Annotated in this window: 19 protein-coding genes, 2 tRNA genes and 1 pseudogene; 14 read left to right on the top strand and 8 right to left on the bottom strand. The window is 62.1% G+C overall.

From position 1 onward, the window contains the following. Positions 1-71 precede the first annotated feature (71 nt). Positions 72-1907, bottom strand: a complete 1836-nt coding sequence (locus BDD18_RS03160) for an extracellular solute-binding protein (RefSeq protein ID WP_142081342.1) — start codon at positions 1905-1907, stop codon at positions 72-74. Positions 1908-2009: 102 nt separating this feature from the next. On the opposite strand from BDD18_RS03160, the gene fabI reads away from it, so the two are divergent. Together fabI and BDD18_RS03170 are read left to right on the top strand one after the other, a co-directional pair. Next, the gene (fabI, locus tag BDD18_RS03165) at positions 2010-2810 is read left to right on the top strand and encodes an enoyl-ACP reductase FabI (protein WP_142081344.1); all 801 of its coding nucleotides are present in this window, start codon (positions 2010-2012) and stop codon (positions 2808-2810) included. Positions 2811-2908: 98 nt separating this feature from the next. Continuing rightward, positions 2909-3805, top strand: coding sequence for a DNA ligase (locus tag BDD18_RS03170; protein WP_082759166.1), 897 nt, complete (start codon positions 2909-2911; stop codon positions 3803-3805). A gap of 69 nt (positions 3806-3874) precedes the next feature. Here BDD18_RS03170 and BDD18_RS03175 read toward each other — a convergent pair whose 3' ends face one another. Continuing rightward, positions 3875-6244, bottom strand: a complete 2370-nt coding sequence (locus BDD18_RS03175) for an arginine/lysine/ornithine decarboxylase (RefSeq protein WP_066787292.1) — start codon at positions 6242-6244, stop codon at positions 3875-3877. Positions 6245-6401: 157 nt separating this feature from the next. On the opposite strand from BDD18_RS03175, the gene BDD18_RS03180 reads away from it, so the two are divergent. After that, positions 6402-6827 (top strand): NfeD family protein, encoded by a 426-nt coding sequence (locus BDD18_RS03180; protein ID WP_066698072.1) that lies wholly within the window; start codon positions 6402-6404, stop codon positions 6825-6827. 119 nt (positions 6828-6946) lie between these two features. Here the strand turns inward: BDD18_RS03180 and BDD18_RS03185 are convergent, their stop codons facing one another. Continuing rightward, positions 6947-8059, bottom strand: a complete 1113-nt coding sequence (locus tag BDD18_RS03185) for an IS5 family transposase (RefSeq protein WP_142081346.1) — start codon at positions 8057-8059, stop codon at positions 6947-6949. A 148-nt stretch (positions 8060-8207) separates the two neighbouring features. Between BDD18_RS03185 and BDD18_RS03190 the strand changes: the two genes are divergently transcribed. The 3 genes from BDD18_RS03190 (at position 8208) to BDD18_RS03200 (ending at position 10757) form a co-directional block, all read left to right on the top strand. Next, on the top strand, positions 8208-8450 hold the full coding sequence (locus BDD18_RS03190; protein WP_211360657.1) for a transposase: 243 nt from the start codon (positions 8208-8210) through the stop codon (positions 8448-8450). A 68-nt stretch (positions 8451-8518) separates the two neighbouring features. Next, positions 8519-9720, top strand: a protein-coding gene (locus tag BDD18_RS03195; RefSeq protein ID WP_142082499.1) for an IS3 family transposase whose coding sequence is annotated in 2 segments (ribosomal slippage) — positions 8519-8786 and positions 8786-9720 — 1203 coding nt in all. Because the reading frame shifts where the segments join, the coding sequence is not laid out codon by codon here. A 62-nt stretch (positions 9721-9782) separates the two neighbouring features. Next, positions 9783-10757, top strand: coding sequence for an IS5 family transposase (locus BDD18_RS03200; protein WP_142081348.1), 975 nt, complete (start codon positions 9783-9785; stop codon positions 10755-10757). Between the two features lie 279 nt (positions 10758-11036). Here BDD18_RS03200 and BDD18_RS03210 read toward each other — a convergent pair whose 3' ends face one another. Then, positions 11037-12125 (bottom strand): IS5 family transposase, encoded by a 1089-nt coding sequence (locus tag BDD18_RS03210; RefSeq protein WP_142081350.1) that lies wholly within the window; start codon positions 12123-12125, stop codon positions 11037-11039. Positions 12126-12265: 140 nt separating this feature from the next. Here BDD18_RS03210 and BDD18_RS03215 point away from each other — a divergent pair, with 140 nt between their 5' ends. From BDD18_RS03215 to BDD18_RS03225, 3 genes are all read left to right on the top strand, one after another. Next, positions 12266-12751, top strand: coding sequence for an IS5 family transposase (locus tag BDD18_RS03215; protein ID WP_142081353.1), 486 nt, complete (start codon positions 12266-12268; stop codon positions 12749-12751). Between the two features lie 58 nt (positions 12752-12809). Beyond that, complete coding sequence (locus BDD18_RS03220; RefSeq protein WP_142081355.1) at positions 12810-13727, top strand: SPFH domain-containing protein; 918 nt, start codon at positions 12810-12812, stop codon at positions 13725-13727. Positions 13728-13817: 90 nt separating this feature from the next. Beyond that, positions 13818-13894: transfer RNA gene (locus BDD18_RS03225), tRNA-Ser, on the top strand. A gap of 278 nt (positions 13895-14172) precedes the next feature. On the opposite strand, the pseudogene BDD18_RS03230 reads toward BDD18_RS03225, so the two are convergent. After that, positions 14173-15077: pseudogene (locus BDD18_RS03230) on the bottom strand (ribose-phosphate diphosphokinase). 2 nt (positions 15078-15079) lie between these two features. After that, positions 15080-16675, bottom strand: a complete 1596-nt coding sequence (locus BDD18_RS03235; RefSeq protein WP_142081357.1) for a thymidine phosphorylase family protein — start codon at positions 16673-16675, stop codon at positions 15080-15082. Between the two features lie 115 nt (positions 16676-16790). Between BDD18_RS03235 and BDD18_RS03240 the strand changes: the two genes are divergently transcribed. Together BDD18_RS03240 and BDD18_RS03245 are read left to right on the top strand one after the other, a co-directional pair. Beyond that, positions 16791-16880 (top strand) — tRNA-Ser (locus tag BDD18_RS03240). Between the two features lie 127 nt (positions 16881-17007). Beyond that, positions 17008-18315 (top strand): IS4 family transposase, encoded by a 1308-nt coding sequence (locus tag BDD18_RS03245; protein WP_142081358.1) that lies wholly within the window; start codon positions 17008-17010, stop codon positions 18313-18315. Positions 18316-18433: 118 nt separating this feature from the next. Here the strand turns inward: BDD18_RS03245 and BDD18_RS03250 are convergent, their stop codons facing one another. Further along, complete coding sequence (locus BDD18_RS03250; RefSeq protein WP_142081360.1) at positions 18434-18922, bottom strand: hypothetical protein; 489 nt, start codon at positions 18920-18922, stop codon at positions 18434-18436. Between the two features lie 195 nt (positions 18923-19117). On the opposite strand from BDD18_RS03250, the gene BDD18_RS03255 reads away from it, so the two are divergent. Beyond that, on the top strand, positions 19118-19375 hold the full coding sequence (locus BDD18_RS03255) for a helix-turn-helix domain-containing protein (RefSeq protein ID WP_142081362.1): 258 nt from the start codon (positions 19118-19120) through the stop codon (positions 19373-19375). Between the two features lie 4 nt (positions 19376-19379). Here BDD18_RS03255 and BDD18_RS03260 read toward each other — a convergent pair whose 3' ends face one another. Next, entirely contained in the window at positions 19380-19883 is a 504-nt protein-coding gene (locus BDD18_RS03260; RefSeq protein ID WP_142081364.1) for a hypothetical protein, read from the bottom strand. A 179-nt stretch (positions 19884-20062) separates the two neighbouring features. Between BDD18_RS03260 and BDD18_RS03265 the strand changes: the two genes are divergently transcribed. Beyond that, positions 20063-20392 (top strand): helix-turn-helix domain-containing protein, encoded by a 330-nt coding sequence (locus BDD18_RS03265; RefSeq protein ID WP_142081366.1) that lies wholly within the window; start codon positions 20063-20065, stop codon positions 20390-20392. Between the two features lie 44 nt (positions 20393-20436). Further along, positions 20437-21615, top strand: coding sequence for a type II toxin-antitoxin system HipA family toxin (locus BDD18_RS03270; RefSeq protein WP_244938971.1), 1179 nt, complete (start codon positions 20437-20439; stop codon positions 21613-21615). Positions 21616-21662: the final 47 nt, after the last annotated feature.

The following is a 21662-nucleotide window of genomic DNA, read 5'->3' on the forward strand; positions in this document are numbered from 1 at the left end:
GCTGGTTGGGTGAAGTCCGAGCGTTGGGCTGTGGGGCAAGAAGGCGCTGGAGGCAAACGCTGCGCTGCTTCTCACTTCTTGTCAGGCGCCGTCTGCGGCGGGTTGCGCGCCCACCACGTGTCGATCGCCCAGCCCTCGCCACTGGCGTAGGGCGGCATGGCGTCCGGCCGCGCCAGCCGCCATGCGTTGTAGGCCATGCGGTGCGTGCCCGCCGTCCACTGCGGAATCAGGTAGTGGCTGTGGGCAATGATGCGTTCGAGCGCATGGCAGGCGGGCAGCAGTTGCGCCTCGGTCTTGGCCGAAGTCATGGCCTTGATCATCGCGTCCACCGCAGGGTTCTTCACGCCGGGGAAGTTGCCGGAGTCTTCCATGTCGGCCGCCGCGCTGCCAAACATGTCAGCAAACTCCTGGCCCGGGTTGTTGGTGCCCTGGTAGGCCATGGAGGTAATGTCGAAGTCAAACTTCTGCAGCCGCTGCTGGTACAGGGCAAAGTCCACCGAGCGGAACTTGAGCGTGATGCCGAGCTTCTCCAGCGCGCGCATCCAGGGCGTGACGGTGCGCACGCCGCCTTCGTTGCTGTCCATATACTCCAGCACCATGGCCTGACCCTGGGCGTTGCGCAGGGCACCATCGCGCACCTCCCAGCCCGCTTCCTTGAGCAAGGCCTGGGCCCGGCGAAGGTTGGCGCGCAGTGACGAGTCGCCATCGGTGCGGGGTGGCACCGTCATGGGGCCGAAAGCGGCTGCGGGGATGTGCTTGCGCCAGGGTTCCATCAGCGCCAGTTCTTCAGGCGACGGGGTGCCCCGGGTTTCGCAGGCCGTGTTGCCAAACAGGCCGTTCACCCGCTGGTAGGCACCGTAGAACAGCTGGCGGTTCATCCATTCATAGTCCACCGCCAGGCCCAGCGCCTCGCGCACGCGCACGTCCTGCAGGAAGGGGCGGCGGGTGTTGAGCACGTAGCTTTGAAACCCTGCGGGCAGCTTGTGCTTGAACTCGCCCTTGACCAGCTCGCCGGTATCGAACTTCTTGCCGTTCACGCGCCGGGCCCAGTCGCCCGCGCTGAAAAAGCGCATCAGGTCAAACTCGCCCGCTTTCAGGGCCTCGAGCCGTGCCGTGCTGTCTTTGTAGATCTTGACCAGGATGCGGTCAAAGTTGGCCGTGCCTTTGCGCACATTCAAATCGCGCGCCCAGTATTGCGGGTCACGCACGTAGGTGATGTCTTTGCCAAACTGCACCGGGCCGATCTTGTAAGGGCCGCTGCCAATTGGGATGTCCGTCACCACCTGATCGAACGGCTTGGCCTTGCCGTTTTCTACCCCCCAGTCGCGGCTGAACACCGGCAGGCCACCCACGGTGAGGGGCAACTCGCGGTTGGGCAGCTTGAAGCTGTAGCGCACAGTGCGGTCGTCCACCACGTCCACCCCGGCCACCTCGGCCAGCAAGGTTTTGTAGGCGGGCGAGGTAAAGGGGCCCACCAAAGTGTCGAAGCTGTGCTTCACATCCTGCGCCAGCACCGGCTTGCCGTGGTGAAAACGCGCTTCAGGCCGCAGGCGGAAGGTCGCCGACAGGCCATCTGCAGCCACGTCCACATCTTCGGCCAGCAGACCGTAGCCGGTGGCAGTTTCGTCTTGCGCCCCCACCAGTAGCGAGTCGAACATCAGCGACGACAGGTAGGCCGGCGCATTGCCTTTGATGGTGAAGGGGTTGTACTTGTCGAACGTGGACACGCGCAGGTTGCTCACCAAACGCAGCTCACCGCCCTTGGGGGCGGCGGGGTTCACGTAGGCAAAGTGATCAAACCCGGCAGGGTATTTGGGCTCGCCCCACAGGGCGTAAGCGTGCGCCGCCCAGGCAGGGGCCGCGCCCCCGACACATCCCGCCAGCAAAAAAGTAAGCCAAAACCGCATGCGACAATTCTGCACTACGTTCATTGGCCACCGCACCGCTTGGCGCATTCCCCTATGCGCTAAGCCCGTGGGCCCCACCCCCATCCCCGAAGGAGAAGAAACATGGGTTTTCTGACCGGCAAGAAACTGCTCATCACCGGCGTGCTGTCCAACCGTTCCATCGCCTATGGCATTGCCAAGGCCTGCCACGAACAGGGTGCCGAGCTGGCTTTCAGCTACGTGGGTGAGCGCTTCAAGGACCGCATCACCGAGTTCGCTGCCGAGTTCAATTCCAAGCTGGTGTTTGACTGCGATGTAGCCAGCGACGAGCAGATTGCCCGCATGTTTGCCGACCTGAGCCAGGTCTGGCCCAAATTCGACGGCTTTGTGCACAGCATTGGCTTTGCCCCTCGCGAAGCCATTGCTGGCAACTTCCTGGACGGCCTCTCGCGCGAGAACTTCCGCATTGCGCATGACATCAGCGCCTACAGCTTCCCTGCCATGGCCAAGGCTGCCCTGCCTTACCTGAACGACAAGTCGTCGTTGCTGACGCTGTCTTACCTGGGCGCGTTGCGCTCCATCCCCAACTACAACACCATGGGCCTGGCCAAGGCCAGCCTGGAAGCCAGCGTGCGCTACCTGGCCGAAGCCGTGGGCCGCACCGAAGACGGCCGCAGCATCCGCGCCAACGGCATCAGCGCCGGCCCCATCAAGACCCTGGCCGCCAGCGGCATCAAGGACTTTGGCAAGCTGCTCAGCCGCGTGGCCGACGCCTCGCCCCTGCGCCGCAACGTGACCATTGAAGACGTGGGCAATGTGGCCGCCTTCCTGCTGTCCGACCTGGCCAGCGGCATGACGGCCGAAATCACCTATGTGGACGGCGGCTTCAGCCAGACCGCAGGCCTGAGCGCAGACCAGGTGTAAAACTGCGCAGGGCTGAACAGGCTCCACATCAAATTGGCTGCTAGCGTTTATTTAACAAGCGCTAGCAGCTATTTTTTTGATAGCAACACACTTCCACGATGCACCGCAGACGCTGCCTGACCTGGCTGGGCCTGATGCCCCTGAGCCCTCTCACCCCCCTGCTCCCGCTGACTACCCCTGCAGCTTGGGCAGCCGATGCACCCGCCCTGCTGCTGGCCAACGTGTACCGCCCCGGAATGCCATTGGCCGACTACTGGGTGAGCGAGAAATACGACGGCGTGCGCGGCTATTGGGATGGGCACACCTTGCGCACGCGCGGCGGCGAAACCGTGGTGGCCCCCGCGTGGTTTACCGCAGGCTGGCCCACCACGCCCATGGACGGCGAGCTGTGGGCCGGGCGTGGCCGCTTTGCCCATGCCCAGTCCACCACCCGGCAACAGCAACCTGACGATGCCGCGTGGCGACAGATGCGCTTCATGGTGTTTGACCTGCCCGCCCACGGCGGTGTGTTTGACGAACGCCTGGCTGCCTTGAAAACGCTGGTCGCATCCATCCAGCAAGACTGGGTGCAGGCCGTGCCACAGCAACGTGTGGCCACCGATGCCGCCTTGCAGGCCCTGTTGCAACGCACGGTGCGATCGGGTGGCGAGGGGCTGATGCTGCACAAAGGCAGCTCGCTGTACCGATCAGGCCGCAGCGATGACCTCATCAAGCTGAAGACGCATGACGACGCGGAGGCCCTGGTCGTAGGCCACCTGCCCGGCAAAGGCAAGCACGCCGGGCGGCTGGGCGCCCTGTTGGTAGAGATGCCCACAGGCCAGCGCTTCAAGCTCGGGGCCGGGCTGACCGACGCAGACCGCGACCAGCCGCCGCCGCTGGGCAGCTGGGTGACTTACCGCTATCGAGGCACACACGACGGGGGCCTGCCCCGGTTTGCGAGCTTTGTGCGGGTGCGGCTGGACATGCCCCCTGCCTCGCCTCAAAACCCCCAATAAAAAACGCTCCGAGGCACGCCAGGGAGCGTTTGCAGCGGCTGGCGCGCTCACCGCGCCACGCTGTTCGTCTCAGATGGTGCGGCCGTAAGGGCCGTCGTCTCCCCGCTGCACGATGTTGTCGGCCGTGACACGCGGAGTCTTCGCTGCCCTGGATGGCTTGTCTTCGGCGGCCACACAGTCGGCATAGAAGCGCACCTGGCCGTTCTCGTCTTCCACTTCCACCAGACCGTGGATGTCGGTTTCAAAGCCGGGGCACAGCTTGGCGAATTCGCGGGCGAACTTGAGGTAGTCCACGATCTTCTTGTTGAACACTTCGCCAGGAATGAGCAGCGGAATGCCGGGTGGGTAAGGCGTGACCAGACCCACGGTGATGCGGCCTTCCAGATGGTCGATTTCCACACGCTCGGTCTTGCGCTGGGCAATGTGTGCGTATGCGTCCGAAGGCTTCATGGCCGGCGTCAGGTCCGACAGGTACATCTCCGTCGTCAGGCGGGCAATGTCGTACTTGGCGTACATCTCGTGCACGTGCTGGCACAGGTCGCGCAAGCCCATGCGCTCGTAGCGCTTGTGCTGCTGGCAGAACTCGGGAAGGATGCGCCACATGGGCTGGTTCTTCTCGTAGTCGTCCTTGAACTGTTGCAGCGCCGTCAGCAGCGTGTTCCAGCGGCCCTTGGTGATGCCGATGGTGAACATCACAAAGAAGCTGTACAGGCCCGTCTTTTCCACCACCACGCCGTGCTCGGCCAGGTACTTGGTGACGATGGACGCAGGAATGCCGGTCTTGTCGAACTTGCCATCCAGGCTCAGGCCGGGCGTGACGATGGTGGACTTGATCGGGTCCAGCATGTTGAAGCCGTCGGCCAGTTGGCCAAAGCCGTGCCACTTGCTGCCCTTCTTGCCCTTGGCGTCGCTGCGGATGATCCAGTCCTCCGCACGGCCCATGCCTTCATCCACGAGCTTTTCAGGGCCCCAGACCTTGAACCACCAGTCGTTCTTGCCGAAGTCTTCTTCCACCTGGCGCATGGCGCGGCGGAAGTCGAGGGCTTCCAGAATGCTTTCTTCCACCAGCGCGGTGCCACCGGGCGGCTCCATCATGGCGGCAGCCACGTCGCAGCTGGCAATGATGCTGTACTGCGGGCTGGTCGAGGTGTGCATCAGGTAGGCCTCGTTGAACAGGGGCCGGTCGAGCTTCACCGTTTGCGAGTCCTGCACCAGCACATGCGATGCCTGGCTGATACCCGCCAGCAGCTTGTGGATGGACTGCGTGGCGTACACCACTGAGTGCTTGGGGCGCGCGCGCTTCTTGCCCATGGCGTGGTAGCTGCCATAGAACGGGTGGAAGGCCGCGTGGGGCAACCAGGCCTCGTCAAAATGCAGGTTGTCCACGTAGCCGTCGAGCATGCCCTTGATGGTTTCGGTGTTGTAGAGCACGCCGTCATAGGTGGATTGCGTGAGCGTCAGCACGCGGGGCTTCACCTTCTTGGCATCCACGCCCTTGAGCAGCGGGTTGGCCTTGATCTTGGCCTGGATGGCTGCGGGCTCGAACTCGCTTTGCGGGATCGGGCCGATGATGCCGAAGTGGTTGCGCGTGGGCTTCAGGAACACCGGGATGGCCCCGGTCATGATGATGCTGTGCAGGATGGACTTGTGGCAGTTGCGGTCCACCACCACCACATCACCGGGCGCCACGGTGTGGTGCCACACCATCTTGTTCGATGTGGACGTGCCGTTGGTCACGAAGAAGCAGTGGTCGGCATTGAAGATGCGCGCCGCATTCCGTTCAGATTCGCCAATGGCCCCGTTGTGATCCAGCAGCTGGCCCAGTTCTTCCACCGCGTTGCACACGTCGGCGCGCAGCATGTTCTCGCCGTAGAACTGGTGGTACATCTGGCCCACAGGGCTCTTCAAGAACGCCACGCCGCCCGAGTGACCGGGACAGTGCCAGCTGTAGGAGCCGTCTTCGGCGTAGTCCAGCAGCGCCTTGAAGAACGGAGGCTGCACGCTTTCGAGGTAGCTCTTGGCCTCACGGATGATGTGCTTGGCCACGAATTCGGGGGTGTCCTCGAACATGTGGATGAAGCCATGCAGCTCGCGCAGGATGTCGTTGGGCAGGTGGCGGCTGGTTTTGGTTTCGCCGTGCACGTAAATGGGCACTTCGGAGTTCTTGCGACGCACTTCACCGATGAAGTGGCGCAGGTTCAGCACGATGGGGTCCAGCTCATCGCCGCCCGTGAATTCCTCGTCGTCAATCGACAAGATGAACGCGCTGGCGCGGCTTTGCTGCTGCGCAAACTGAGACAGGTCACCATAGCTGGTCACCCCCACCACCTCAAAGCCCTCGGCCTCGATGGCCTGCGCCAAAGCGCGGATGCCGAGACCCGAAGTGTTCTCGGAACGATAGTCCTCATCGATGATGATGATGGGAAAGCGAAACTTCATGCGCAGCCTCCGTGAAACCGTGCCCTGCCCGGCCAAAAAACAAAATAGGCGCGAAGTGTACGGAATAACGGTGTCCTGCCTTTGAAGCGCCATCCTTTTGACCCAGAATGTGGTGCACTAAACACATCACACAGACGCATCTGCGCAAGGAGGCTCCATGGAGGAATCCACCATCTGGTGGTTGCTGGCGGGAGGGCTGGTGGTAGCAGAACTGCTCACCGGCACTTTTTATCTGCTCATGCTGGCCGTGGGCGTGGGAGCGGCGGGCATTGCAGCCCATCTGGGCGCATCGACCACCGCACAAATCCTCACGGCGGCTCTGGTCGGCGGTGGCTCGGTGGTGGGCTGGCATCTCCTGCGGCGCAAGCGCCCCGGCGATCCATCTGCCAGGGCCGACCGCAGCGTGAACCTGGACGTGGGCGAAACCGTCATGATCGAAAGCTGGAATGCGGACGGCACCAGTTCGGTCAAATACCGGGGCGCCAACTGGGTGGCCATCCACCGGCAAGGCGTACAGCCATCGACCGGCCCACACCGCGTTGCCGAGCTGGTGGGCAACCGTCTGCTGGTCGATCCGCTCTAGCAGGCTGCTGAAATACTCCCCGCCGCAGCCCAGCCCACCTCCCCGCTTTTGACGGAACCGCCTGATTTTTCAGCAGTCTGGGCCTGTTTTGCTCGTTTTTGAGCCCTTTTCTTCGCCCTTTACACCCCGCTGGCACCCTGCAGACGCACCTGTCCCAAGGTGCGCATGCGCGTGAGGTTGTACGCAGCCATGTTCAGCACAAACAACTGGTCGACCTTTTGCAGTCCGCGCACCATCACTTGCCGGATGCTGCCGATCATCTTGGCCCAGCCAAAGCCTTGTTCGATCAGCTTTCTCTTTTGCTGGGAGATGGCGTAGCCTTCGCTGCCCGCGATCCTGTCAGGCACCGCCGATTGACGCCCTGATTTGTTCTGCGCCACATGGGGCAGCACGTTCATCGCTTGCAGGGCTTCAATGAATTCCTTGGCGTCGTAGCCTTTGTCCGCGCCCAGCGTGATAGTGATGGGCTCATCGCCCGGTAGTGCCTGCCGCGCATCGTTGATCATGGCCTTGGCCGCTTCGCGCTCTGCATATCCGTCGGCCTGTGTGACCACGGCGCTGACCACCAGCCCGTGGCGGTTGTCGGTGAGTGTGTGGCCCATGAAGCGCAACTCGCTGGCTGTCTTGCCTTTGCGGTACAGCCTTGCATCCGCGTCCGTTGTGGACTCGTGGGTGTCGTTGCTGCGCTTTTGGTCTTTGAAGTTCCCCGCGTCGGTATCGTCGTCGCCCTGGCGGTCTTTGCGCACAAAACTCTTGTGGCCCGCCCAGGCCTGGATCAGGGTGCCATCCACGCTGAAGTGCTCGCCCGAGAGCAGTTCCTGCTCCTGGGCTTGTTGCACGATCTGATTGAAGAACTCGATGACCGCATCGTGCTCGATCAGGCGTTCGCGGTTCTTGCTGAAGACGGTGGGCACCCAAACGGCATCGTCCATGGCCAGGCCAATGAACCAGCGAAACAGAAGGTTGTACTGGGTCTGCTCCATGAGCTGGCGCTCCGAGCGCACGCTGTAGAGCACCTGGATGAGCATGGCGCGCAGCAGCTTCTCGGGGGCAATGCTGGGGCGTCCGCCCTTGATGTCGGCCGCATACATCTGGGCAAACAGATCGTCCATCTTCTGCAGGGCCTTGTTGACCATGATGCGGATCACCCTCAGGGTGTGGTCGGCGGGCACGAAGTCATCGAGATGGCGCATCGTGAACAGGCTCTCGGTGAAGGTGTCGGCTCCGCGCATGGATGGCTCGTCTGTCTGGTCAGTAGGGGGCTTGATTGTCGCGGCTGGGCGGCTGTCGCGGACTGTCGGTGGGGAGTATTTCAGCAGCCTGCTAGGGGCTGTTGAGAATCAAGCACAACGGCTCGGAGGGCTGTGATGCAATAGGCGCATGAGCATTCGATGGGTACTGACAGACGAGCAATGGGCCAAGATGGAGCCTCAATGCCTTGGCAAGCCAAGTGATCCTGGACGCAGCGGCACAGACAACCGCCGCTTCGTTGAGGCAGTGCTGTGGATTGCCCGCACAGGCAGCCCCTGGCGAGACCTGCCGCCAGAGTTCGGCAAGTGGAACACGGTGTTCAAACGCTTTAGAGACTGGGTTAAGGCAACGCTGATTAAGGTCCACCGTTGAGGGGTGAGGTTGCCCCCGAAAAGTGGAGTTCTTAGCTCATGACCACAATGCTGGAAAGGAGCGAAGAAATGGTCGACAAGCAGGTACGTGGCAAGTACACCCTGGAGTACAAACTGGAGGCTGTCAGGCAGGTCAAGGCCGGGCAGTCTGGGGCGGTGGTGGCCAAGGTGCTGGGCATCCCGTCATCAAATGTGTCCAACTGGGTTCGCCTGGATGCCAAGGGGCAATTGGGCGGTGTTGTGCCGAGCCAGAAGGCCCCGGTGGTCACAGCCGAACAGATGGAGCTTGCGCGTTTGAGGGCCGAGGTGGCTCGCCTGAAGATGGAGCGCGACATCGCAAAAAAAGCCGCAGCGTACTTTGCGCAGGATGTGCTGCAAAGTACGCTTGGGTCCGGCAAATGAGCGGCAAGGCATGGCCTGTGAGCCTGATGTGCGAGGTGCTGGAGATCAGCACCAGCGGGTACTTCAACTGGAAGCGAGGTCAGGGTGAACCTGATCATTGCCCCAGCCGGTTTCAGAGCGACGAAGCCTTGCTGGCGCACATACGTGCCATTCACGCGGAGATCAAAGGCGAGTACGGTTGGCCCCGCATGCACAAGGAGCTGTTGGCCAGGGGCATCCGCGTGGGCAAAGAGCGTGTGCGCGTGCTGATGCAGCGCCACGGGATCAAGGCGCGCACCAAGAAGAAGTTCGTCGTTACCACCGACAGCAAGCACCACCTGCCGGTGGCTCCGGATCTCGTGCAGCGGCGCTTCAACCCCGAGGCGCCCAATCTGCTGTGGAGCGGCGACATCACTTACATCCCCACCGATGAGGGGTGGCTGTACCTGGCTGCGGTGCTTGACCTGCACAGCCGCCAGGTGGTGGGCTGGAGCATGCAGCCGCACATGCAGACCAGCCTGGTCAAAGACGCGCTGCTGATGGCCTGCTGGCGCCGCAGGCCAGCCAAGGGGCTGATCTTCCACAGCGACCGCGGCAGCCAGTACTGCAGCCATGAGTTCCAGACCACGATGAAGGCCTGGGGTATCAGTTCATCCATGAGCCGCAAGGGCAACTGCTGGGACAACGCGCCCACGGAGAGCTTCTGGGGCCATCTGAAGGTGGCTTGCGTGCTGGGGCAAAGGTTTGCCACCCGAGAGCAGGCCAGGACAGCCATTCTGAACTGGATGGCCTTCTACAATCACTCTCGTCTGCATTCGGCGCTGGGCTATCTCAGCCCCATGCAATACGAGCAACGCTGGCTGGCGGCTCAGCGCAAGAACGCCGCATGAAACCCGGGCTAAGCGCTCCGAAATTCAGGGGCAACCTCAGGGGGGTCAAACGTTATCCGCAGATGAAGCAGCAGACCCTGGCAATGGCCGCAGATCAAGACAACGGATTCGAGCATTCGCGCAAACCCACCCGACGCGAAGAGTTCTTGCGGACCATGCAGACAATAGTGCCATGGGCCGCTCTGTGTCAGGTGATAGAGCCGCACTACCCCAAGGCAGGCAACGGCCGCCCGCCCATTGGCCTAGAGCGCATGCTGCGCATCCACTTCCTGCAGCACTGGTTCAACCTGGCCGATCTGGCGTGCGAGGAGGCTCTGTATGACAGTGCCAGTCTGCGCCGCTTTGTGGGGATTGACCTGGGCCGCGAACGCGTGCCCGACGCCACCACGCTGCTGAAGTTTCGCAAACTGCTCCATGAGCACAAACTGGGCGAAGCCCTGTTTGCCAAGGTAGGCCAGCAATTGCAGGAGCGCGGCTTCAAGGTCAACACCGGCACCATCGTGGATGCCACCATCATCGCCGCGCCCAGTTCTACCAAGAACGCCGACAAGGCGCGCGACCCCGACATGCACCAGACCCGCAAAGGCCAGCAATGGTATTTCGGCATGAAGCTGCACATTGGGGTGGACAGCCAAAGCGGGCTGGCGCACAGCGCCGTGGTGACGGCGGCCAACGTGCACGACAAACACCCACTGCCCGATCTGCTGCATGGCAATGAGCGACGCGTGTACGGCGACTCGGCCTATGCCAGCCAGAAAACACTGATAGCGAGCAAAGCCCCCAGGGCCAAGGACTTCACCAACCAGCGCACCCGCCGTGCGGGCGAGGTGGACGAAGTTCAGCGGGCCAAGAACCGCAACAAGTCACGGGTGCGCGCTCGGGTCGAGCATGTCTTTGCGGTGGTAAAGCGCCTGTGGGGATTCACCAAGGTGCGCTATCGCGGGCTGCAAAAGAACGCCACGCGTGCGTTCACGGCCTTGGCGCTGGCCAACATCTACCTTGCCCGAGGGCGCCTGCAGGGACAGGTGCGCCCGTAAGGGTGGAAATCGGGCCTCAAGGCCCTGCGAACGGCCCAAATGGGCGGCGCAAGAGGCCACAAAATCCAAAAAATGGCGTCTTCCGCGTTCGCGCGGGAAATTTCGAGGGCTTGTTCAGCGTAGCCTTAACAGGCCGTTGAAAAAGTGGGCATCGAACGCATCAGGGACGCTGTTTTCGAAGAAACGAGTGGCCCAGACGCGTCTGCGCAGCGATTGCACCGGCCAATCTGGCCTGTTTGCAGGCCATCTCGCCCATTTCGGGCGCACGTATCCCCGGGCTCACGCATGATGCGCGTCCCACCAGCCGCCGATGCTGCCCATGCGCACCAGGTTGTAGGTGGCAAAGCACAGCAGCGCCTGACCCGTGAGCTTGGCCTGACCGATGAGCTTGGTCTTGGCCAGACCACCCACGGTCTTGATCCAGCCAAAGGCCTCCTCAATGCGCTTGCGCACCTTCTGACTGGTCTTGTAGCCCTCGTGTCGGGTGATCCGGGCATCCACCGCCGAGTGCTTGTCCTTGGCCGCCACGTGCGGCGTGACCTTGAGCTTTCGGCAGCCCTTGATGAAGGCCTTGCTGTCGTAGCCCTTGTCGGCCCCGACCGTAGCCCGCTTGTTCTTGTTGTCCCGACGCTTCAACATGGCCAGCGCCGCCTCGCGCTCGGCGGTGCCGCTGGCATGGGTGATCTCCACGTCCACGATCAACCCGTTGCGGTTTTCCATCAGGATGTGGCCCATGTGGCACAGGCGGGACTTGTCGCCCTGGCTCTTCTTGAACAGGCGGGCATCGGGGTCCGTGGTACTGGCGTGGGTGTCGTTGCAGCGCTGCTGTCCTTTGAAGTCCACCTCGGGATTGCGCCCCTCAGTCGGGGTTTGGTCGTCGTCCCGGCGCTTGAAACTTTTGTGCGAGGCCCAGGCCTCGATCAGCGTGCCGTCCACGCTGAAGTGTTCGTCGCTGGTCAACTTCGCCCAATCGGCGGTGTGCTTGACCCGCTCGAAGAAGGCGCGGGCCAAGTCTTCGTTGAAGAGCCGCTCGCGGTTGGCGCTGAAGGTGGAGTGGTCCCAGACCTTGTCCTCGATGTTCAGGCCCACGAACCAGCGGTACAGCAGGTTGTAGTTGACCGCTTCGACCAACTGGCGCTCGCTGCGGATGGAGAACAGGATCTGCAGCAGCAGGGCCTTGAGCAGCATCTCCGGCGGCACCGAGGGGCGGCCCCGGCGGGCGTACACCGCGTCGAACTCGCGGTTCATCGTCGCCAGCAGCGCATCGACTGCGGCGCGCAGTTTGCGCAGCGGGTGTGTCTGCGGCACGCGCTCTTCAAGGCTGATGTAGCTGAACATCGCCCCCTGGAAGTCTTGGTTGCCTCTCATCGTCCTCGTCTGGGTTGTTCGCCGATGGCTTCAGATCGTACTGGCCGACGCCAGCGTCGGCGGGGGATTTTTCAACGGCCTGTTAAGGCCGATGTGTTCCAACGTCTGTTCGATGCAGTGAGCGAGCAGCCGGACATGGAATATGCGATGGTGGATGCCACGATTGTGAAAGTGCATCGGCACGGCCAGGGGGCAAAAGGGGGACTTCGGGCCAGGCCATAGGCCACTCGAGGGGCGGCATGACCACGAAGATACTGGCGCTGACGGATGCATTGGGCAATCTGGTGAAGTTCGTCTTGATGCCAGGGCAGCGCCACGACACCAAAGGGGTCAGAGAGCTGATTGCCGATGTGCGCTTTGATGCCTTGCTTGCCGACAAGGCCTTCGATGTGAATTGGCTGATCCAGGAGTTGGGTAAGCGCGGGGCGCAGGTGGTGATCTCACAGATGCCCCGCAGGAGAGCGCCACTGGAGATTGACCTGGAGGTCTACAAATGGCGCCACTTGATCGAGAACTTCTTTTGCAAGCTCAAGGAGTTCAAACGTATCGCAATGCGCAGCGACAAGACGGATAGCAGCTTCGCAGCGATGATCTATCTCGCAGCTGGGGTTATCAACTCTCGCTGATTCTCAACACGTCCTAGTCACCCCTTTGTTTTTCACATCGCAACCGAAAGGCGCATCCATGGAAATTGCCATCGTCATCCTGATGATCGCGGTCATCTTCATCGCCCGATCCGTCAAGGTCGTTCCACAACAGAACGCCTGGGTCAAAGAACGTCTGGGCAAATACGCTGGCACCCTCACCCCTGGCCTCAACTTTCTGGTGCCGTTTGTGGACCGCGTGGCCTATCGGCACAGCCTCAAGGAAATCCCGCTCGACGTGCCCAGCCAAATTTGCATCACCAAAGACAACACACAGTTGCAGGTGGACGGCATCCTGTACTTTCAGGTCACAGACCCCATGCGCGCCAGCTACGGCTCCAGCAACTACATCATGGCGGTGACCCAGCTGGCACAAACCTCGCTGCGCTCGGTGATCGGCAAGCTGGAGCTGGACAAGACCTTTGAAGAGCGCGACATCATCAACGCCCAGGTGGTGCAGGCGATTGACGAAGCCGCCTTGAACTGGGGTGTAAAGGTGCTGCGTTACGAAATCAAGGACTTGACGCCCCCGAAGGAAATCCTGCACGCCATGCAGCAGCAGATCACGGCCGAGCGCGAGAAGCGCGCGCTGATCGCCGCCTCCGAGGGCCGCCGCCAGGAGCAAATCAACATCGCCACCGGCGAGCGCGAGGCCTTCATCGCCCGCTCTGAAGGTGAAAAGCAGGCCGTCATCAACAAGGCCCAGGGCGAAGCCGAATCCATCAAGGCCGTGGCCGAGGCCACCGCACAGGCCATTGAACGCGTGGCTGCGGCCATCCGCCAGCCAGGGGGAGAGCAAGCCGTACAGCTCAAGGTCGCAGAAAAAGCCGTGGATGCCTACAGCCAGGTGGCCGCTGACGCAGCCACCACACTCATCGTGCCGAGCAACATGACCGAAGTGTCCGCCCTGATCGGATCGGCCATGAAGATGGTGCAGACGACACAACGCGCTTCTTGAGCGCAGCGCATGCGTGAAGAAATTCTGCGGGATGCGCCATCTGCACCAACAGCAATGTTGTAGCAGTGGGCTGCGGAGATGCGGATGAGCGGACGAGCGGTTTAAGTCGCACGCCTGGAAAGCGTGTGTGGGCTAATCCCCAGCGCGGGATCGAATCCCGCCCTCCACTTCAAGCATTCATGACTAACGGGCCCTTGTGGCCCGTTTTGCATTTCCACCTCTCAGCCCACCTGTTGGGTGCGTCTACCACCCTTGGACGCTGTGCGAGCAGTTTTTCCTCCCTTGAAAGCTACACGCCAACCTACGCATTGCCCCGGCCCTTTGTAAACTATCGAACGCGTGGCTGCGGGTGCAGCAAAGGGCGGGCTGAGTCGTTTGAAGCAAAATATGGCACCAGCCCTTACGGGGCAAGCGCCAGCAGCTATCAAAAAAGGAGTTTCCCAGATCACTCCAGCGCGGCAGCCACCTGCGCCAGAGCCTCGGCCAGGGCCGGTGCCATGGCTACGGCATTGCTGGCATGGGCCACGCAGTCGGTGCTCCAGAAGCTGCCCACGCCTGCCTCGTGCAGCGCGGCAAGCGCGTCGGGCGCGATGAGGGCATGGGTCACCGCCACATCGACCGAGGCGGCGCCCGCCTGCAGCAGCAGGCGCGTGGCCTGCGCCAGGGTATGGCCAGTGCTGGCCATATCGTCGAGCAGCACCACGGCCCGGCCCTGCACGTCCAGCGGCGGCAGTGCGATGGTGACGCTGCGGTCGCCATGGCGCTCTTTGGTGCACACGGCATGCTGCAGCCCGTGGCGCTGTGCGGCCTGGGCCACCCACTGGGCCGATTCGCCATCAGGGCCCACCAGCAGCGCGCCGGGACGCTGCTGCACGATCCAGTCGGCCAGCAGCGGTGCACCGCTGACCACCACGGCCTGGGCCGCGGGTACGGCCTCGGGCAGCGTGGCAACGCGGTGCAGGTGCGGATCGACGGTGACCACAGCGTCAAACAGGCTGGCCAGGAACGGACCAACGATGCGCTGGCTCACGGCTTCGCCTGGATGGAAGGCGATGTCCTGGCGCATGTAGGCCAAATACGGCGCCACCAGCGTGAGGTGGCGCACGCCCAGGGCGCGGGCGGCCAGCAGCAGTTCGACCAGCTTGTCGTTGGGCTGGTAGAGGCTGCGGCGCGCACGGGCAATTGGCCCGCCCCGTCCACCGGCAAAGTCAGTTTGAGCTCGCCATCCGGAAAGCGATGGCGCTGCACGGGCCGCAGGGCCAGGCCGCTGGCGGCGGCCAGACGCTCGGCAGCAGGGCGTTCGTCGTCGAAGTACAGCAGACAGGTTTGGGCTGCAGGCGATCCGGTCATGTTCAAAACTCCACAAAAACGCGCGGCACCTCGTCGGCGGTGCCCAGGCGATAGCCGCTGCCCTGCGCGCAGGCCTGGCGGGCGAATTCCAGATCAGCCGGGAAGTCGGCATACACGCGGTACAACGGCTGGCCGCTGACCACGGCATCGCCCAGCTTGCACAGCAAATCGACGCCCGCGCCCTGCACCTTGGGCGCGCCAGCCAGGCGGGCGATGCGGGCAATCTGCTGGTTGTCAATGCCTGCCACCACACCGTCAGCCGGGGCGCAAACTTCAAAATGCAGCGCACCCAGACGCGGGTGGTTGTGGTCAAACGCCTTGCCGCCCTGGGCGGCGATGATGGCCTGCATGCGCGCCAAGGCGCGGCCGGAGTCAAGAATGTCGCGTGCGATGGCGTAGCCGTCGCCGCCGCGCACGTCTGGGTCGCATTCGATCAGGCGGCCTGCCAGGCGCAGGGATTTCTGGCGCAGATCATTGGGCGCGCGCGGATCGTTTTCCAGCACCCGCATCACGTCGCGCGCTTCCAGCACCGGGCCAATGCCGTTGCCGATGGGCTGACGCCCGTCGGTAATGACCACGTCGAGCGACAGGCCCAGGCGCCGCGCCACGTACTCAAACAGGCGGCGCAGGCGCTGCGCTTCAGGCATGGAGCGCACTTTGGCCGTGGGGCCGATAGGAATGTCGAGCACCAGATGGGTGGAGCCTGCGGCGATCTTCTTCGACAGGATGGACGCCACCATCTGCCCCGGCGAGTCGATGGACAGCGGGCGCTCGACAGAGATCAGCACATCGTCGGCGGGCGAGAGCTGGGCCGTGCCCCCCCAGGCCAAGCAGCCGCGGTGGTCGCGCACGATGCGCTGCAGGTCTTGCAGCGGCAGCTCGACATTGGCCAGCACCTCCATGGTGTCGGCTGTGCCCGCCGGCGATGTGATGGCACGCGACGACGTCTTGGGACACAGCATGCCGTGCGCCGCCACGATGGGCACGACCAGCATGGAGGTACGGTTGCCCGGGATGCCGCCGATGCAGTGCTTGTCCACCACCAAGCCTTCGTGCCAATCGAGCCGCTGGCCCGTGGCCACCATGGCGTCGGAGAGGAAGAACACTTCTTCGCGGTCCAACTCGTCGCGGTTGCACGCGACAACGAAGGCCGTGAGCTCAATCTTGGAATAGCGGTGCTCGGCGATATCACGCACGATGGCACGCAGGTCCTCGCGCCGCAGGCGCTCCCCCGCGATCTTGCGGAACAGCGCCCCCATGGATTCGGGAGGCTCGGCCTGCGCTACCGCCACCTTGTAGCCAGCCTCCACCCCCAGAAGGGCAAAGGCGTCTTCGGACAGCCCCAGCTCATCGCACGCAACGATGCCGAGGTCATCCACCACGTTCACCGTGGCCAGAATGCGCCGGCCATTGGCGCGCACCTCAATCTTGGACAACGCCTGGAAACCCTCCGCACGGTACACAGCACAGTCACGGTGCAGGTAAGCAACGTTCTCGCGCCAGGTGTCGATGGCCACACGGCGCACCGCCAAACGCGAGACGGGAGCACCGCCTTCAGAAGGCGCCTGTGAAAGAGTAGGAATGATGGAAGTGGTCATGCAAGCAGCCTACACCCAATCATTCCCAGGGCGACCCTCGACCGCAGCGCGTGCGCAAAGAAATTCTGTGGGCTGCGCCATCCGATCCAAAAGCAATGTTATAGTAGCGGGCTTCGGAGAGGTGGATGAGCGGTTTAAGTCGCACGCCTGGAAAGCGTGTGTGGGCTAATCCCCACCGCGGGTTCGAATCCCGCCCTCTCCGCCAGAAATATTTTCTAAGCTGTTGATTTAGAAAGAAAAAAGCCACCGCAAGGTCAATGCCAGTCAGTTAAGCCCGCAGGCGGCTTGATCCAGTAAAAGGGAGCGTGTTCAACACGTTCCCTTTTTTCTTGATGAGCCTGCTTGCAAACGCCTTGCGCCAGACCCTGCCCCGAGTACCTGATCGCCTCGAGCAGCTCAGCGCGTTGATAGACCCTGCCTGGATCGCACAGGCGCTGGGGACCAGCGGCAAGGCCTCCATCCGCCGGCGCAAGCTGCCTGCCGAGCATGCCGTGTGGCTTGTGATCGGTTTGGCGCTGTTTCGAGATCGGCCACTGTGGCAGGTGGTGCAGCAGCTGGATTTGAGCCTGGATGGACAAGCGCCGCCTGCACCGAGTGTCAGCGTGCAAGCCCGCCAGCGCCTGGGCGAGGAGCCTTTGGCCGAGCTGTTCGGCCTGTTGACCCAAGCCTGGAGCCGTCCTGCGGTGAATGTGCGCCAGCCACTGCGCGTGCTGGCTGTGGATGGTGTGGTCTGGTCGGCGCCGGACACCCCTGAGAATCGAGTCGAACTGGGCAGCTGCAGCAACCAGCATGGCCTCTCGCCCTGGCCGCAGATCCGCGCCACTTGCCTGATGGACACACACAGCCACGAGATGCTTGATGCCAAGCTCGGCGCCATGGACTGCGGCGAATTGAGCCTGGCAGCGCAGTTGCGCGGCGAGGATCACTCGGTGACCCTGTTCGACCGGGCGTACTTCTCGGCCGCGTTCCTGTTGGACTGGCAGGCTGCGGGTACGCAGCGCCACTGGTTGATGCGCGCGCGGGACAATCTGCGCCATGAGATCGTCCAGCAACTGGCGTGCGGCGATGCGCTGATCCGCATGCCGGTGTCCCCACAAGCGCGCAAGGCACACCCGCATCTGCCCAGCCACTGGCAGGCACGCCTGATCGAGGTGAGCGTGGGTGGACGGCTGCGCCGCTTCATCACATCCTTGCTGTGTCCCCGCACGCATCCGGCGCAGGAGCTGGCCGAGCTCTACCACCAGCGCTGGGAGATCGAGTTGGGGTTCCGGGAGATCAAGCAGACCCTGCAGGAGGGTGAGCCGGTGCTGCGCAGCAAGCAGCCCGCGCTGGTGCGCCAGGAGCTGTGGGGTGTGCTAATCGCCTACACGCTGCTGCGCCGCTGGATGCGCGAGATGGCAGCGCACGTCCAGGTCGAGCCCCAGCGCATCAGCTTCCACACAGCCAGCTACGCCATCGTGAACTTACTGGCGGTCCCCAGCCTGGACTCTGCCGGCACCTTGCCCAAGCAGTTGGCAGCCCTGTTGGCGCAATCGCGACACTTCGTGCTGCCGCCACGCCGCACTGGGCGCAGCTTCCCAAGGGTCGTCAAAAAACGCGCTTCCAAATTCCCAACGAAAAAAATGCCAGTCAGCTCTTAACTGACTGGCATTGACCGCAAGGTGGCTTTTTTGTTTTCAAGCCATATTTCTAACCATACTTGAAAGCAGGCTTTGGATGGGCTCCCCCGCACCCTGCTGGATTGATAGCCCGGCGTGCTCACTCATCGTCCATCAACGCGTTAATCCGCGCCCGCCACTGTTCCAAGTCCGCAGTGTGATGAAAGTGCACACGGAAGTTCGGGTTGTCTAGGTCACGTGTCGAGACATCGAGGTAGTACACGATTTCGCGAACCTTGCGATCCTTGTCCGACCAGTCGGGGCGGACCGTACGACTCGACTTGCCTGCCTTGCATTTGACGATGTCGTCCCCCGACAGAATTCGCATGCTTCCATGGTCGTTGATAGCGAGGCGGCGCGTTTGGGTGTCAATGGCAATGTCGGTCCCGTCGAACTCATAGCTATCACTGACAGTGAACCCTTCCTGTGCAAAAAGCTCTTTTTGCGCTTTGCGTCGCTTGTGCCCCGAGTAAGCGAACCAGCCAACGACGGGCAGATAGATGTACAGCGGCCATGTGTAGCCTTGTATGAGGGATATCAGCACAAACATGGTTGCACCTGCCCAAAAAATTGCAACGCCTTCTCTCATCGGTTTTTCTCCTTCAAAAGTGATTCGGTAGTTCTGGTATGCGACGTCGGGATCGTCAGTTGGGCGGCGAACACCCGGTGCGCAAAGACAACCCAGCCATGGGGTCGTAGTTACGTAACAAACATTTTGCAGCATATATGCGGCAATTTATGGAGCTGTCTCCGCGAACCTTGCTCAACTTATTGAGCAAGTCATTTGGAACCGGATCACGCACTCGGGCAGGCACTTCGAAACCTGCGCACCAAACGCAAGTGGAGTCAGACTGACTTGGCACTGCGTGCGGACGTGGACCGCAACTACATTTCGCTGATTGAGTTGGGGCGCAACAGCCCGAGCGTGCGCCTACTCTTCAAGCTGTGCGATGCGCTGGACATTCCCGCATCCGACTTTCTGCAAGACGTCGAGCGACGAATCAAGCGGCAATCAACAGCTTCCTCATCTGCTGCACCGTAAAAGCTCAGGTGCCCTCTCCCCTTGGAGGAGTTTCCTGTGCCCCATCCAAATACGACTGAATGGTGTCGCCCATCCAGGCCAGGCATTCGGTCATGTCAATGCTCCCTTCACCATCCTCGCTGGCATCCAACCCACGGGATTCAATAGCCGTTTCTATTCGGTCATCATTGCTTGCGTCCTTAGCCAGCGCATCTGAGACCAGGACCTCCGAACCGGGCGGTGTTGCACGAGCATTGAAGGCTTTGTGTGCGTTTTCAGCGCCTTCAAAGAGCTCATACAAGCCATCGATGGCTTCGACTACCGTCGAGGCCACCTCTGAGGCCCAGGCTTGCAGCTCCGAAACCAATGTAATGGGCGGAATCAACAAGTTGTCCTCCACCCCTGTGGTGAATGTGAGCACGGAAGCATTGCTGACCTTCCATCCCTTGGCGGTCATCTGTGGAGCCAGTCGCTCGAAACACTCGGCGGTCAATGCCTGGTCGGTCGTTGCCGTCAGTGACAACACCATGCCCTCGTACCAGGCCGACTGCTCAAGCCGATGCCTTGGCCTATGGCCGATTTATGCAACAAAGCCATTTCAAGGGCAAACCTCTCATGCAAAACGACGTTGAAGACAAGACCAACACAGGTGATTCAAAGAGCCACTAAATTGACCATTAGTTGGTATTTAGTGATTTAATAGCCAATATGATAGACTTTGCATTCTCCACCAGCGATGAAATAACCGCAGAGTTGGGCCTGCGGCTCAAAGCAGTGCGCCTGTCGCAGTCGCTGACGCAGGCCGACCTGGCCGAGCGAGCCGGGATTTCGGTTGGCACGGTCAAGTCCCTCGAAAGAACCGGCCAGTCCTCTGTGGCGTCGCTGGTCCGCGTCGTGCAGGCCTTGGGGCTGACCGACCAGCTGCAATCGCTGTTTGTGCTCAAGGTGCAGTCGATTGCCGAGATGGAGCAAGCCCAGCTGGCCCAACGTCAGCGGGCACCGCGCAAGACCCGGGTTCCCCTGCGGAGTCGGCCATGAAGAAGCTGCAGGTGTTCTACGAAGGCTGGGGCGAGCGTTGGCCAATGGCCACCCTGGCCGATGATGGCCGACACCTGCTGTTTGAATACAGCGCGGAAGCGCTTGAACAGGGACTGGAGCTTTCGCCCAGGCACCTGGTCCTCAGAGCCCAAGCCTACGGCGGTTTTCCGGAACACCAGATGCGCTTACCTGGCCTGGTGGCCGATGCCCTGCCCGATGGCTGGGGGCTGATGCTGATGGACCGGCTATTTCGCAAAGCTGGGCGCCAGTCATCTGAGTTGTCGCCGCTGGACCGGCTGGCGTTCATCGGCACCAGGGCCATGGGAGCATTGACGTTCGAGCCCGCTGACCCGTTGGCCCTGTCAGGCGAGGATGTCCAGCTGTTGGCGCTGGCCCAGCAGGCGCAGGCGGTCATTGCTGGCCAGGATAGCGTCGCGTTGAAAGCCCTGGCGCTGATGGGCGGCTCACCGCATGGTGCGCGTCCCAAGGTGCTGGTCTTTCACGACCCGCACACTGGTCACATGAGCAACCAACCGTTTGCAGGCGGCGGGGCTTGGCTGGTCAAGTTCCAGGCGCAGGCGGAACACAAAGAGGTCTGCGCCATCGAAAACCTGTACGCCGATTTGGCGCGCGCTTTTGGGTTGGACATTCCGGCCACCCGTTACTTTGACCTGGACAAAAAGCTGGCTGGCTTTGGCATCGAGCGCTTTGACGTGGAGCGCGGCATGCGTGTGCCAGTGCACACGCTTGCGGGCCTGTTGCATGCCAATTTCCGACTGCCGTCGGCAGTGGACTACACAACCTTCCTCAGAGCCACCCGATTCCTGACCCGCAGTCAGGTTGAGGTGAACAAGGCGTATGAGCGAGCAGTGTTCAACGTGGTGTTCAACAACCGTGACGACCACGCCAAGAACATTTCATTCCGACTGTCACAGGACCGGACCTGGCACCTTTCCCCCGCTTACGACCTGACGTATTGCGAAGGTCCAGGGGGTGAACACCAGATGGATGTCTGTGGCGAGGGACGCTCCATCACACGAAACCACATGATGGACCTGGCCAGGCAAGGGGATGTGCCCGTGGCATTCGCTCAGGACAGCTTGGAGCGAGCCCTCAGCCTGGTCGATGCGTTCCCTACGATGGCGAAGAACCACCCCATCCGGCAGGCCTCATTGCGCATCATTACGTCAGCTGTCGAGGGAAGTCGGGAGCGGCTTCGCTGAGGCGAAGAAATTTAGGGCAACGCTGATTAAGGTCCACCGTTGAGGGG

The sequence above is a fragment of the Acidovorax temperans genome, from assembly GCF_006716905.1.
Lineage (GTDB): Bacteria > Pseudomonadota > Gammaproteobacteria > Burkholderiales > Burkholderiaceae_C > Acidovorax > Acidovorax temperans.

Excerpts from the sequence above, each read along its gene's own strand:
- BDD18_RS03160 (WP_142081342.1), bottom strand. The coding sequence starts at position 1,907 with ATGCGGTTTTGGCTTACTTTTTTGCTGGCGGGATGTGTCGGGGGCGCG.
- fabI (WP_142081344.1), top strand. The coding sequence starts at position 2,010 with ATGGGTTTTCTGACCGGCAAGAAACTGCTCATCACCGGCGTGCTGTCC.
- BDD18_RS03170 (WP_082759166.1), top strand. The coding sequence starts at position 2,909 with ATGCACCGCAGACGCTGCCTGACCTGGCTGGGCCTGATGCCCCTGAGC.
- BDD18_RS03175 (WP_066787292.1), bottom strand. The coding sequence starts at position 6,244 with ATGAAGTTTCGCTTTCCCATCATCATCATCGATGAGGACTATCGTTCC.
- BDD18_RS03180 (WP_066698072.1), top strand. The coding sequence starts at position 6,402 with ATGGAGGAATCCACCATCTGGTGGTTGCTGGCGGGAGGGCTGGTGGTA.
- BDD18_RS03185 (WP_142081346.1), bottom strand. The coding sequence starts at position 8,059 with ATGCGCGGAGCCGACACCTTCACCGAGAGCCTGTTCACGATGCGCCAT.
- BDD18_RS03190 (WP_211360657.1), top strand. The coding sequence starts at position 8,208 with ATGAGCATTCGATGGGTACTGACAGACGAGCAATGGGCCAAGATGGAG.
- BDD18_RS03200 (WP_142081348.1), top strand. The coding sequence starts at position 9,783 with ATGAAGCAGCAGACCCTGGCAATGGCCGCAGATCAAGACAACGGATTC.
- BDD18_RS03210 (WP_142081350.1), bottom strand. The coding sequence starts at position 12,125 with ATGAGAGGCAACCAAGACTTCCAGGGGGCGATGTTCAGCTACATCAGC.
- BDD18_RS03220 (WP_142081355.1), top strand. The coding sequence starts at position 12,810 with ATGGAAATTGCCATCGTCATCCTGATGATCGCGGTCATCTTCATCGCC.
- BDD18_RS03235 (WP_142081357.1), bottom strand. The coding sequence starts at position 16,675 with ATGACCACTTCCATCATTCCTACTCTTTCACAGGCGCCTTCTGAAGGC.
- BDD18_RS03245 (WP_142081358.1), top strand. The coding sequence starts at position 17,008 with ATGAGCCTGCTTGCAAACGCCTTGCGCCAGACCCTGCCCCGAGTACCT.
- BDD18_RS03250 (WP_142081360.1), bottom strand. The coding sequence starts at position 18,922 with ATGAGAGAAGGCGTTGCAATTTTTTGGGCAGGTGCAACCATGTTTGTG.
- BDD18_RS03260 (WP_142081364.1), bottom strand. The coding sequence starts at position 19,883 with ATGGTGTTGTCACTGACGGCAACGACCGACCAGGCATTGACCGCCGAG.
- BDD18_RS03265 (WP_142081366.1), top strand. The coding sequence starts at position 20,063 with ATGATAGACTTTGCATTCTCCACCAGCGATGAAATAACCGCAGAGTTG.
- BDD18_RS03270 (WP_244938971.1), top strand. The coding sequence starts at position 20,437 with ATGGCCACCCTGGCCGATGATGGCCGACACCTGCTGTTTGAATACAGC.